Raw genomic sequence first — 11,921 nt, forward strand, 5'->3', positions numbered from 1 at the left:
ATGGACGCCTTGGATATTCATGCAATTCGTAGAGATTTCCCTACACTTAATCAAAAAGTAAATGATTTTGATTTAATTTATTTTGATAATGCGGCAACGTCACAAAAACCTAAAACGGTGATTGAGGCTATTTCTCATTATTATGAACATGATAATTCGAATGTGCATCGTGGTGTGCATACTTTAAGTGTCAGAGCAACAGAAAGCTACGAAGCTGCCCGTTCCAAAGTGAAGCGCTTTATCAATGCTAATTCACCAAATGAGTGCGTTTTTGTACGTGGAACGACTGAAGCGATCAATTTAGTAGCGCAAAGTTTGGTTGCACCGCGTATTTTGCCTGATGAAGAAATATTAATTACACATATGGAACATCATTCCAATATTGTTCCCTGGCAGATGGTTTGTAAGAAAACCAGAGCCAAGCTGCAAGTTGCTCCTATATCGCTTGATGGTGAGATTATATTGGATGAGTTTGCCAAGAAATTAAATAAAAACACTAAATTTGTGGCGATTACGCATGCATCTAATGCTTTAGGCACTATTAATCCAGTTAAAGAAATGATCAAGATGGCGCATGATTATGGAGCAGAAGTATTAATCGATGGCGCGCAAGCAGTCCCTCATTTTCCTGTAGATGTACAAGATTTAGGTTGTGATTTTTACGCTTTTTCCGGACATAAATTATATGGCCCTACAGGAATTGGTGTTCTATGGGGTAAAGAAGAACTTCTGAATGCTATGTCTCCTTATCAAGGAGGAGGGGAGATGATTAATTATGTTACCTTTGATGCAACGGAATATGCCCCCATCCCGCATAAATTTGAAGCAGGTACTCCTAATATTGCCGGTGCGATTGGATTGGGTGCGGCAATCGATTATTTAGGCTCTTTGGATATGGATGCAATCCTCGCTTACGAAAAAGAGTTGTTAGAATATGCAACCGCCGGAGTTCGCTCTGTGAGTGGATTTAATATTATTGGAACTGCACAACAAAAAGTACCAGTTGTTGCTTTTGTCCATGGAACAATTCATGCTCATGATATCGGCACTATTTTAGATAGTGAGGGAATTGCGATACGGAGTGGCCATCATTGTACCATGCCGTTGATGGATTTTTATAATGTTGCTGCTACTTCGCGTATTTCCCTGGCATTTTATAACACCAAAGAGGAAATTGATTTATGCATACACGCATTGCATCGGGTTAAAGAGGTATTTGCATGAGTGCTGAATTGCGAGAGCTTTATCAAGAAATCATTATCGATCACAACCGCAATCCACGTCATCATTATGAGATGAAGGATGCGACAGCACAAGCGAATGGTTTTAATCCTTTATGCGGGGATAAATTAACGGTGTATGCCAAAATAGAAGGGGATGTGATTACTGAGTTGAGTTTTTTGGGATGTGGTTGTGCTATATCCCAAGCATCCGCTTCTTTGATGACTGACTCAATCAAAGGGAAAACTCTAGAGGAAGCTCATGAAATGTTTCATCGCTTTCATCATATGTTGACTCAAAATGAAGAAGGCCAGTTACTTTATATGGATAAGTTGATGGTACTTGCAGGAGTAAAGGCTTATCCGGCACGGGTAAAATGTGCTACCCTGGCGTGGCATACTTTGGAAGCCGCATTGAATAAAGACAACAATGTGGTGAAAACAGAATAGGGACTGATTTCCTGTGCTCCGATGCATACAGCATGTATGCTGGGCTTCGGTGCTCGAAAAATCAGGCTATTTGGGCTCAAACTAGCGCACTTGAAACAGTCCCGAAGAAATAATAGATTATCCAAAATATAAGTAGGTACTTTATGTTTGGTTTTAAGAAAAAACAGGATGAAGAGTTATTGAAAGAAGCTATTATTAATGCGCTTAAGGGTGTTTATGATCCAGAGATTCCTGTTAATATTTATGATTTAGGTTTAATTTACGATGTTTCGATTGATGATGAGGCACATGTCGCAATTCAAATGACCTTAACTACCCCGGGTTGTCCTGTGGCACAAACTTTTCCAGGGACAGTAGAGCAAGCAGTCAATAAAGTAGAAGGTGTTCGCGATTGTTCTGTGGAGTTGGTCTGGGAGCCACCTTGGACTCAAGAAAGAATGACCGAAGCAGCACGACTTGAATTGGGAATTTTTTATTGATGTGGCACCCTTCAGCATCAATCGAATTCCTACGCAAACGCGCAGAATTATTAGCCAAAATACGTTTATTCTTTACGGAACGCGGTTATTTTGAAGTGGAAACGCCTATTATGGCGCGCTATGGGACAACCGATGTTTATCTAAGTAATATCAAAGCCACTTTTCGCGGTGACACTTATTGTTTACAGACTTCTCCTGAATACCATATGAAGCGCTTGCTTGCAGCAGGAAGTGGCTCTATTTTTCAGATAGCACGTGTATTTCGCGATGATGAATTAGGACGTTGGCATAATCCAGAGTTTACCCTGTTAGAATGGTATCAATTAGGTATCGATCATCATGCATTAATGGAAGAAATAGATCTTTTCCTGCAAAGGGTAATGCAGTCTAAACCGATGATCAAAAAAACGTATCAACAGGCTTTTCTTGAAGCGTGCGATATTGACCCATTATCCGCAACCATTGCACAATTCCGTCAAATATTGGCTCATTACGATTTGGATAAAGTATTGCCTCCACAAGAAGAAGATAGAGATCAGTATCTCTTTTTATTGATGAGTCATGTTGTAGAACCTTTTTTGGGTAAGGAAAGTGTTCCGGTTGTGGTATATAATTTTCCGGCGTCACAAGCCTCCCTGGCAAAAATTAGCAATGGGGTTGCAGAACGTTTTGAGGTTTATTATCAAGGGGTTGAGTTGGCGAATGGTTTTCATGAGTTAACTGATGCTGCTGCCCAAGCAAAACGTTTTGCTCAAGACCAAAAAATAAGAAGTGAAAAAGGCTTTCCTTTCATGGAGGCAGATCACTATCTTTTGCAGGCATTAGAACATGGTTTGCCTTCATGCAGTGGTGTCGCTTTAGGTATTGATAGACTCTTGGCCTTAGCTTTAAAACAACCTGAAATTGCCAAAATTATATCTTTTGATTTTGACAGGGCGTAGTTACTTCTAATTTCTCCAAATTTAAATCCGATTATTTTTTGAACTATTTTGATAATAGAAAATGGAGCTCTAATTTTATTTTGAGGCTCCATTTGTTCTTTCCGCCTAAAATATAACCTGTAAAATCTTTAATGAATTAATAGATGGTCTAATATTTAAATATGTATTGATTATTTGTGCGGTAAAGTATGATACGTTCTGAAGATATTTTTAAACCCGATTTTAAAGGTAACTCTGATTTTAAAGGTCCCATAGTGTTGCATATGAGTGATCAAGAGGGTTTTGGAGATGTTTCTTTAGGAATGAAAATAGCTAAATTTCTTGCAAAAAAATACCCCAATGCTCCTATTTATGTTTTGGCTAAAGAGGATTCAGTCAAGAAAATAAGCCAAATTGAACCGAGCTTCTTAGATGGAGAGGTTTATCCTCAAATTAGAGTTGTTAATAAGACCACTACCCATGGTTCAGTAATTGGCAGGATATGTGGCGAAGCGCAACTCGCTGTGGAAACTGCTATTTGCGAGAGTTCACTAACATTACATCATAAAAATAATGATTGCGCCAAAATTTTCATTGGGGAATACGGTCTTTATGAGGTAACACCTGAAAAGGAGCCAATTTACAAGCCTCCCATAATTTGTTTAAGCGGAAATGTGGGTGTAGGGAAAGATTACCCTGGAATTTTGATTGAATCCGATTTAAAGGAATTTTCACGTCTTTCTCCTCCCGCAAAACAAAATGCGCGCGCAAAAATAATTGATGGAATTGAACCTTCTTTGAAAAGACAGATTTTAGGTAATTGGGGCGGTGATACATCTTCATTTCTTGCAAAAAATAGTTTTGCTTTTTCTTATTATAATTGGCCTTTTTCTTACAAAAGAGCTGCTACGGTTTTTGCAGCAAGTAATGAGCCCGGCAAACATGCTAATTTCTTTGTAAGTGCTTCAACCAAGGAAGATAAGGACATAAAAACATTATCAATGCTTCAAGAGGCGGATTTTCAAGAAAAGTTAAAAAAACTTGGGTATACCAAGCTTGTTTTTTATATTGGAGATTCAGAAAGTCCACAGGAAATTATTTTAGATAGGTCAAATCCTGAGGGTAGAGAGTTTAGAGTATTTGAACGAAATCGCTTCACCCTTGATACGACACTTGATTTAATGCGTTTGTCGGATGTTTGTGGCGTTGCAGGCGATCAATCGCTCACTGAAGCATTTTCTCTTGGTGCCGTCCCTGTACCTGAGGAATGGTATTGTCAACGTGATATAATACGTCAAATATCGAGCACTTATTATAAGTACACCACAATGCAAGAAGTTCATGAAAACACTTGGGGAGTAAGGGATTCTGTTGATCTATGGGCTAAAGCTGGGGAGCAAATACGAAAATGCCGCTCCAGTGTGGGATCTGTAATAACTAAATTTCAAGAAGAAGCAAATCTGTACAATGCGCTCGATTATCGACTTAATTTAGAATTTGATAAACCAAAACAAGAAGACCTCGATAAATACAATCAATCGTTTATTGAGGCACTGGAGGTAGGCCAGAAAGGTAGAAAGACTGAAAAAGATAAAGCTTTTTATATTGCTACAGAAATAGCGCGTTATTATGCTAAATGGCAACCCAGTGAACCGCTGACCATGAGTAAAATACTCGATACAATGAAAGCACATGTTGGTAAAAAAATTACGCATATTGACAGTATCCGCAATGTTACAATAAAAGAAAAAGATTGTGAGTTAGTAAGTAGCGAGCGTAGTGGCAGTTTTTTTAAAAGAAACATTACTCATAAACCTTCTCGAAATAAGGAATTGCTCACTAAACTTCATTCTTTGCAACAAAAACATTTTGCCTCAGGAAGCGTCGGGACGGGCACTCAAGAAAAAAGTACTATTCTCAAAGAGAAATTGTCTGACATTCGTCATCCAGCACTTACAGAAGATGATCTTCATTTGGCAGTGAAATATTTGGCTGGATTGGATATAGATAAACTCGGTGGGGAAGTTGGCTTTGGCCATACTCAATATGTCGGCAAGACTTTGAACACTTCGTATCACTTCGTTGAAAAAATAACACCATGTGAAGATAAACCAATTAAAGAAAATAAAAAATTTACTATTACTCTCGAGAGTAACTATTCGACTGATGAAAGATATAACGTTACTCTTTCTAGAGAACAAGTGTACGAGTTTGCAGAGAAGCAAAAAGAACTGGAAGCGCAGTCAACATATAGCTGTTAAAAGCAAATTCTAATAGCTTCATGTTTACTAAACCAAATCGAATGAGGTATGCTTCACTTCACTATGTTGTTCTCTTTGAAACGTGATGTACGCATTTTTTTCTTTTTCAGTGAATTTTTGAAATTCCGTGATTTTCGCTGAAATCCTTTCCTTGAGAATCTGTTGATATTCAGAATAATCCTTTGTATTTGTCACAAAATCTTTAGGGGTATTATAGCAATAATGAATATAAGCAATCTGATTTTGAGCTGCTTCAGTAAGCGTAGATTTCTTTGGATTGCAGCTAAAGAAGCCTTTAAGCGCTAAAATAAAAGGCGGAGTAATGAGTATTTGTAATTCTTCAGCGATTAAATTGAACTCTTCAATGCCTACTACAGGAATACGGTCTAACTCTTCATTAATCAATTCAACATAATCTGCTCTTAATTTACTCGAAAACGTCATGATGTACCAGCTCAGAAAACATTAATCGTCCGCATTATATAAATTTTGATCATAAAATTGCAATAGAGGAATTTTGCCATAAATTAAAGGATCTGGTGAATAAAATGACTCGTAGCTTGCACTAGAACATTAAAGCTTTGTGTAAAATTTCGACACCTTTTTGCAAAGCATTTGCTTAAGTAGAGATCCCGGAACAAAGCATCCTTTGTAACATTATTTGAAATCCATTTCAAAATAAGCAGGCTCTGCTTTTGTATAATGATTATTTTCGGTGGTTAATTTGATAATCAAACGTTGGCACTCTTTTTCTGAAGCACAGAGCGTTAAGCTTAAAGAACAAAGATTAGGCTTGATTTCATCAGCAGGCAATACGGCACATAAGCCACCTTGGGTTTTTATCGCGTCAGGGTTTTTCACTGAAAACAAGGGGATGTAATTGGTACAATCGTTACTTGTTTCGACTGTGGATGAATAAAGCGATGGTTTATGGGTATTGATTTTGATTATGGAGATTAAATCACTTTCCTCCGTATATAAATTTTCTATTGCCAATTGGCAATAGTCTTTTTCAGCGAAAGCAGTACCGATGGTAAGAGTAAAAAGCAGTGATGAGATAATTTTAATCATAAGGATGGGTTATTTTAATGGGCATCCTCTAATTATATGAGAGATTGCGAGGAGCCGATGGTTTTATAGCAATCTCATATTTTGAAACATTATTTTTTGGACAGCAACATCACTTTATTATGTTGCTTTAGAGATATTCAGAGTTAACCGAAACTTCCGTTGTTACTAAGCGCTGTGCCTGGTTGACGTTGAAACCCTAATTCATCCTCATTTTGATCAGAGCTGTACTCAGAAGCATAAGGTTCAGTTGAGATGACTAATTCAGGAGTGAATCCTCCCTTCTTACTAGGAGTAGTTAGTCCATACCCGAGAAATGTTCCATATGAATGATCGACAGTTGGCTCGATAAGAGAACCTGTTTCTTTATTTTTCGTTTCTTCAATTTCCAAGTCCCTTGCTACTATTTCGTTTCTAACATCTTGATAGCTTGGAGTTAGTTCCGCATAAGGCACATATCGTACATTCATTTTCCCAGGTTTATGTTGATCTACTTGAATCCTAAATGGCAGCATAAATAGCTCTTTTTTCCCATTTACATCAAATACCATCAGAGCCTGGCTTTCAGCAAAGTCTAATGCATCATCTTTTCGATGCTCCGCTTTATACCCTGGAAAAATCTTCGTTAAAGTATCTCGTATTGAATTACCATGGCCTACGACTATCATATCGCGCGGCTCATCATTATCTATTTCGTCTACTATCTCTTTTGCTAACCCATTTTCTCTTTGTGCGTCTGTCGTGTGGGTTACATCAGAGGGCTGTGACGTCTCATCAAGTGCCCCGATAGTATCCAATGCTGCTTGTTTTGCACTCTTATTGTCTTCTAACGTGCTTCCAAAAACAGCGTAACGAATAAATGAGAAAAAAAGCAAAGCTCGATGTAAAAACTTCACATCAGAAAATGGATTAAGCAATGGACCATATTCACGCCAATTCATAATATCAAAACCCGAAGGTCCTTCGGCAATTTCTGTTATGTCACGTGAGGATTTGGCTGTTACGTTTTTTCTATGAGTACGGAAGCCTTCAATAAAATTTGCTGCGGTTACAGTAGCTCGGGTCATAGTAGAAAATACAACGTGAGCATCATCTCTTTGATTATGCAAAAGGACTGAGTAATCAAAATGCTTCATATTTGCATCAGCGGCTGGATTAATATTTGCATTCGGTTTGAATCCATACCCTTTATCCGCGTTCGTACATTCTCCATGGCGAAATAATTGAATGACTTTAAAATTATCCGCATCATTTGTGCATGTTTTTTTAAGATAAGTTTGGGTGAAAAGATACAAATCATTGGTTAATTGTTTATTATCTAGTGCAGTAGGAGCTAATAATTGGTTATAGCGCTCTATTCGTTTCTGTATTCTTATTTGGTATTCTTGCAGACTCTTGTCTTGTGGTTCTGCGTTAATTTTTATCTGTGACATCTTATTCTCATTAAATTTGACTGCATAGGTGCAAATCATAAAACATTTACCTTATGTGATTATTAAGTGATCAATGAAATAATTTATATACCAGCAAGTTTTGAATATTATGGGGATGCCCTGCATCTGAAAAAGGTAATTTTCGTGATCAGGTACAGCATATTGATTTGCTTTCAGCAATAATGGAATAGACTTCATTGTCCCCAACCACGATATGATCGAGTAAACGGACGTCAACCAATTCCAGAGCCTCACGGATGCGCTCAGTTACGACGATATCCTGGTGGCTGGCGTCGGATAGGCCTGATGGGTGATTGTGGGCAAGGATGAGTGCTGCTGCATTCAGTTGCAAAACGCGTTCTATGATCGGTCTGGGATGAATCGTTGCTGTATTGATTGTCCCGGAAAAGAGTTCCTCATAAGCAATGATGCGATGTTGATTATCAAGAAATAGAGCAGCAAAGGTTTCATTTTTATAATCACGCAAACGTTTTTTTAAATAAGCATAAGTTTGTTTACTGTTGGTGATTTGGGTTTCTTTTTTTAATTGAATAAAATCACTGCGCCGACACATTTCCTTGATTGCGTGTAACTGGGCATACCGCACATCTCCCAAACCCGATACTTGTTTGAAGCTTTGTATATCGGCATTAAGAACGGCGCGTAAATCACCCAAATGCTTGAGGAGATCGAAAGCTAATTGCACGCAGGATTTTTTACTGGTGCCAGAACTGATAAAAATTGCGAGTAATTCAGCATCTGAAAGGTTTTGCGCGCCATACGTGATCAGTTTTTCACGCAGATCTAACCGCCGTGTTGATTGGACAACCGTCATTTTTCTATTCCTTTATTGCGAAGTTTATGCTTTGATCAAAGCTATTCTTATCAAAAACGTTGAGTCATGCAAGATTTTATCGGGAAAAAAGTATTGCTTGGGGTTTGTGGAGGAGTTGCCGCCTATAAATCAGCATACCTGATTCGAGAATTAACTCGAACCGGTGCGGAGGTCAAAGTTGTGATGACGCAATCTGCCCAGGAATTTGTTAGTCCTTTGTTAATGCAGGCCTTATCAGGAAACGATGTACGTACTGATTTATTTGATGCTCAGGCAGAGCGTGCCATGGGACATATAGAATTAGCACGTTGGGCTGATTACTTGATTATTGCTCCTGCTTCTGCCAATTGCCTTGCCAAACTAGCACAAGGTATTGCTGATGATTTGCTCTCTACTTTATATCTTGTTGCCGAAGTGCCAGTGATAGTTTGTCCTGCCATGAATCGCAGCATGTGGGCCCATCCTGCAACCCAGGCTAATGCTAAGCTTTTGCACGAGCGAGGAGTGATTTTTGTTGGCCCTGAAGAAGGGGCTCAAGCATGTGGTGAGCAAGGTTTGGGACGCGTAAGTGAAGTGGAACAAATCATGAGTGCTTTACGTTTATATAATGTCCACCAGCTATTGGCGGGTAAAAAAGTACTTGTGACTGCAGGACCTACTCGTGAACCTATGGATCCAGTTCGTTATCTTAGCAATTACAGCTCCGGAAAAATGGGCTATGCCATGGCAGAAGCTGCTGCAATGGCTGGAGCGCAGGTTATTTTGATAAGTGGCCCAAGTGTTTTACAGGCTTCAGCGAAAATTAAGCGGATTCTCGTTGAGTCGGCACAAGAAATGCTGGATGCGGTTATGCAGGAAATGCCAACAGATGGTATATTTATAGGAACAGCTGCTGTTGCAGATTATCGGGTTCAGTCTCCTGCGTCTGAGAAAATAAAGAAAAAAAATCAGGATGAAATGACGCTTAAATTGATAAAAAATCCCGATATTCTCAGTCGTGTTGCTGATTCAGCCAAGGCTTCTTGCGTGGTTGGGTTTGCTGCTGAAACCACGGATGTTGTGCATTATGCCACTGAAAAATTACAGCGTAAAAAACTGGATATGATTGTGGCAAACTCAGTAGGAAAAGGACTTGGATTTGACAATGAAGTGAATCAAGTTACTGTAATTACAAAAAGCAAGCAAATCGAATTACCCTTAACCCATAAAACACGGTTAGCAGGACAAATTATTGCAATCATTGCCGCAACTCTGCAAAATGATGCGCATTAATATTTATAGGAAAAATGATGACCCAAGCGATTCAATTAAAAATTCTTGATTCTCGAATAGGTGATACTATTCCGCTGCCTACTTATGCAACCCACGGCTCAGCGGGTTTAGACTTGCGTGTTTGTATTAATGAGCCTATTCAAATTGCACCGCAAGAAACGGTGTTATTGTCGACAGGATTATCAATATATATTGCTGATCCAAAATTAGCGGCTGTGATTTTACCCCGTTCAGGCTTAGGACATAAAAATGGTATTGTTTTAGGGAACTTAGTAGGACTCATTGATTCTGATTATCAAGGAGAGCTCAAAATTTCTTGTTGGAACAGGGGGATTGAGCATTTCACAGTGAATCCAGGAGAGCGTATTGCGCAATTAGTTTTTGTTCCTGTTGTGCAAGCTGCGTTTGAAATAGTTGATGCATTTACTGAAACCTCCAGGGGTGAAGGTGGATTCGGAAGTTCAGGGAGGAATTAAGATGAAATATCAACAAAAACAAGTAAATCGTTCAGTGTTCCGAGCTTATGATATCAGAGGCATAATTGGGCAGGAATTGGATGAAAATTCATTTTATAGTATTGGATTAGCTCTAGCCTGTTATTTGCGTGATTTGCAGCGCCAGCAAATTTTTTTGGCACGTGATGGTCGCCTCACTAGTTTTGCTATGGCTTCCGCCTTAAAACAAGGGTTATTGGACAGCGGAATAGATGTATTTGATTTAGGAGCGGTTCCTACGCCGGTGATGTATTTTGCAATTCATACTCAAGGCATTGATTGTGGATTTATGGTAACAGGAAGCCACAACCCAGCAAATTACAACGGTATTAAAATGGTCTTGTTGGGTAAAACATTAATGCAAGAAGATATTGATATTTTGTATCAACTGGTTCTTGACGGTAAGCGAGTTGTTGGTCAGGGAAAAGACATGACATTTGATATATTGCCTAAATATGAGCAACGTATCAAAAGTGATATAAAAATCAAGCGCTCCTTAAAAGTGGTAGTCGACTGTGGAAATGGGATTGCTGGTCCCATTGTACCGCAAATGCTTCGCGAACTGGGCTGTGATGTTATTGCACTTTATTGTGATGTAGATGGTCACTTTCCTAATCATCATCCCGATCCAACCATTGAAGCTAATTTAGCGGATTTGAAAACCGCTGTAGCAGCCCATAAAGCAGATTTGGGTTTAGCTTTTGATGGTGATGCCGATCGTTTAGGTTTAATCACAAATAAAGGTGAAATGATTTGGCCGGACCGTTTAATGATGCTCTATGTTCGTGAATTATTAACTCGTCTTCCCGGAGCTACCGTAGTTTTTGATGTCAAATGCTCCAGTCATTTAGAGGCTGTGATCAAAGAGGCAGGTGGTGTACCCAAAATGTGTCCTACAGGTCATTCTATTGTGAAGCACGTGATGAAAAAAGAAGATGCGGCTTTGGCTGGTGAAATGAGCGGCCATTTGTTCTTCAAAGATCGTTGGTATGGATTTGATGATGCACTGTATAGTGCCTGCCGTTTACTTGAAATCATTAGCGCATCGGACATGACTGTCAGTGAACAATTTGATGCGATTCCCAATAGTATCAATACACCAGAATTGAAAATTGCTATAGCAGATGATGAGAAGTTCCAGTTTATGAAACGATTTAATGAAATGGCTGAATTTCCTCAAGCACGCGTTATTGCAATTGATGGATTGCGTGTTGAATTTGATAAGGGTTGGGGACTGTTACGAGCTTCAAATACTACTCCTTGCCTCGTTGCTCGTTTTGAAGCAGAAGATAAGGATAATTTAGAACAGATTCAGCAATTATTTAAGAAACAGATGCATTTGTTAGATGACACATTGGAGTTGCCATTCTAATGCAGGATTAAAGATCCGTTCCGTGGGGCTGCGGAATCCAGGAATCTTGCTCTGTGCTCGAATCTCTGGATTCTGTGGACTAGCTGCAGGAAAGTTCAATTTGCACCGACTTATTGA

At 39.0% G+C, this 11,921-nt stretch carries 12 protein-coding genes; 8 read left to right on the forward strand and 4 right to left on the reverse strand.

Annotated elements, in window-relative coordinates; translation table 11 throughout:
- The 5 genes from Lpar_RS01810 (at position 1) to Lpar_RS01830 (ending at position 5,330) form a co-directional block, all read left to right on the forward strand.
- The gene (locus Lpar_RS01810; protein WP_058516291.1) at positions 1 to 1,224 is read left to right on the forward strand and encodes a cysteine desulfurase; all 1,224 of its coding nucleotides are present in this window, start codon (positions 1 to 3) and stop codon (positions 1,222 to 1,224) included.
- Positions 1,221 to 1,670: a Fe-S cluster assembly sulfur transfer protein SufU gene (gene sufU / locus Lpar_RS01815; RefSeq protein ID WP_058516292.1), complete on the forward strand. Its 450-nt coding sequence runs from the start codon at positions 1,221 to 1,223 to the stop codon at positions 1,668 to 1,670. The genes Lpar_RS01810 and sufU overlap by 4 nt, the downstream gene beginning before the upstream one ends.
- Before the next feature lie 143 nt (positions 1,671 to 1,813).
- The gene (locus Lpar_RS01820) at positions 1,814 to 2,149 is read left to right on the forward strand and encodes an SUF system Fe-S cluster assembly protein (protein WP_058516293.1); all 336 of its coding nucleotides are present in this window, start codon (positions 1,814 to 1,816) and stop codon (positions 2,147 to 2,149) included.
- Positions 2,149 to 3,090 (forward strand): elongation factor P--(R)-beta-lysine ligase, encoded by a 942-nt coding sequence (gene epmA / locus Lpar_RS01825; RefSeq protein WP_058516294.1) that lies wholly within the window; start codon positions 2,149 to 2,151, stop codon positions 3,088 to 3,090. The genes Lpar_RS01820 and epmA overlap by 1 nt, the downstream gene beginning before the upstream one ends.
- A gap of 188 nt (positions 3,091 to 3,278) precedes the next feature.
- The gene (locus Lpar_RS01830) at positions 3,279 to 5,330 is read left to right on the forward strand and encodes a hypothetical protein (protein WP_058516295.1); all 2,052 of its coding nucleotides are present in this window, start codon (positions 3,279 to 3,281) and stop codon (positions 5,328 to 5,330) included.
- Between the two features lie 27 nt (positions 5,331 to 5,357).
- Here the strand turns inward: Lpar_RS01830 and Lpar_RS01835 are convergent, their stop codons facing one another.
- The 4 genes from Lpar_RS01835 to radC all read right to left on the reverse strand — a co-directional run bounded on the left by Lpar_RS01835 (position 5,358) and on the right by radC (position 8,666).
- Positions 5,358 to 5,774 (reverse strand): hypothetical protein, encoded by a 417-nt coding sequence (locus Lpar_RS01835; protein WP_058516296.1) that lies wholly within the window; start codon positions 5,772 to 5,774, stop codon positions 5,358 to 5,360.
- A 213-nt stretch (positions 5,775 to 5,987) separates the two neighbouring features.
- On the reverse strand, positions 5,988 to 6,401 hold the full coding sequence (locus Lpar_RS01840; protein WP_058516297.1) for a hypothetical protein: 414 nt from the start codon (positions 6,399 to 6,401) through the stop codon (positions 5,988 to 5,990).
- A gap of 143 nt (positions 6,402 to 6,544) precedes the next feature.
- Positions 6,545 to 7,831, reverse strand: coding sequence for a hypothetical protein (locus Lpar_RS01845; RefSeq protein WP_058516298.1), 1,287 nt, complete (start codon positions 7,829 to 7,831; stop codon positions 6,545 to 6,547).
- Between the two features lie 148 nt (positions 7,832 to 7,979).
- A complete protein-coding gene (gene radC, locus Lpar_RS01850; RefSeq protein ID WP_058516299.1) occupies positions 7,980 to 8,666 on the reverse strand; it encodes a RadC family protein in 687 nt (228 codons plus the stop codon).
- Positions 8,667 to 8,732: 66 nt separating this feature from the next.
- Here radC and coaBC point away from each other — a divergent pair, with 66 nt between their 5' ends.
- From coaBC to Lpar_RS01865, 3 genes are read left to right on the forward strand one after another with little or no spacing between them, the layout of a single operon-like run.
- On the forward strand, positions 8,733 to 9,938 hold the full coding sequence (gene coaBC / locus Lpar_RS01855) for a bifunctional phosphopantothenoylcysteine decarboxylase/phosphopantothenate--cysteine ligase CoaBC (protein WP_058516300.1): 1,206 nt from the start codon (positions 8,733 to 8,735) through the stop codon (positions 9,936 to 9,938).
- 17 nt (positions 9,939 to 9,955) lie between these two features.
- Positions 9,956 to 10,414: a dUTP diphosphatase gene (gene dut, locus Lpar_RS01860; protein WP_058516301.1), complete on the forward strand. Its 459-nt coding sequence runs from the start codon at positions 9,956 to 9,958 to the stop codon at positions 10,412 to 10,414.
- A gap of 1 nt (position 10,415) precedes the next feature.
- On the forward strand, positions 10,416 to 11,804 hold the full coding sequence (locus tag Lpar_RS01865) for a phosphomannomutase/phosphoglucomutase (RefSeq protein ID WP_058516302.1): 1,389 nt from the start codon (positions 10,416 to 10,418) through the stop codon (positions 11,802 to 11,804).
- The last annotated feature ends 117 nt before the right edge of the window (positions 11,805 to 11,921 follow it).

The sequence above is a fragment of the Legionella parisiensis genome (assembly GCF_001467945.1).
In the GTDB taxonomy this organism is placed as follows: domain Bacteria; phylum Pseudomonadota; class Gammaproteobacteria; order Legionellales; family Legionellaceae; genus Legionella; species Legionella parisiensis.

What these genes read in the sequence shown, in the direction of transcription:
- Lpar_RS01810 (WP_058516291.1), top strand. Translation starts at nt 1, where the DNA reads ATGGACGCCTTGGATATTCATGCAATTCGTAGAGATTTCCCTACACTT.
- sufU (WP_058516292.1), top strand. Translation starts at nt 1,221, where the DNA reads ATGAGTGCTGAATTGCGAGAGCTTTATCAAGAAATCATTATCGATCAC.
- Lpar_RS01820 (WP_058516293.1), top strand. Translation starts at nt 1,814, where the DNA reads ATGTTTGGTTTTAAGAAAAAACAGGATGAAGAGTTATTGAAAGAAGCT.
- epmA (WP_058516294.1), top strand. Translation starts at nt 2,149, where the DNA reads ATGTGGCACCCTTCAGCATCAATCGAATTCCTACGCAAACGCGCAGAA.
- Lpar_RS01830 (WP_058516295.1), top strand. Translation starts at nt 3,279, where the DNA reads ATGATACGTTCTGAAGATATTTTTAAACCCGATTTTAAAGGTAACTCT.
- Lpar_RS01835 (WP_058516296.1), bottom strand. Translation starts at nt 5,774, where the DNA reads ATGACGTTTTCGAGTAAATTAAGAGCAGATTATGTTGAATTGATTAAT.
- Lpar_RS01840 (WP_058516297.1), bottom strand. Translation starts at nt 6,401, where the DNA reads ATGATTAAAATTATCTCATCACTGCTTTTTACTCTTACCATCGGTACT.
- Lpar_RS01845 (WP_058516298.1), bottom strand. Translation starts at nt 7,831, where the DNA reads ATGTCACAGATAAAAATTAACGCAGAACCACAAGACAAGAGTCTGCAA.
- radC (WP_058516299.1), bottom strand. Translation starts at nt 8,666, where the DNA reads ATGACGGTTGTCCAATCAACACGGCGGTTAGATCTGCGTGAAAAACTG.
- coaBC (WP_058516300.1), top strand. Translation starts at nt 8,733, where the DNA reads ATGCAAGATTTTATCGGGAAAAAAGTATTGCTTGGGGTTTGTGGAGGA.
- dut (WP_058516301.1), top strand. Translation starts at nt 9,956, where the DNA reads ATGACCCAAGCGATTCAATTAAAAATTCTTGATTCTCGAATAGGTGAT.
- Lpar_RS01865 (WP_058516302.1), top strand. Translation starts at nt 10,416, where the DNA reads ATGAAATATCAACAAAAACAAGTAAATCGTTCAGTGTTCCGAGCTTAT.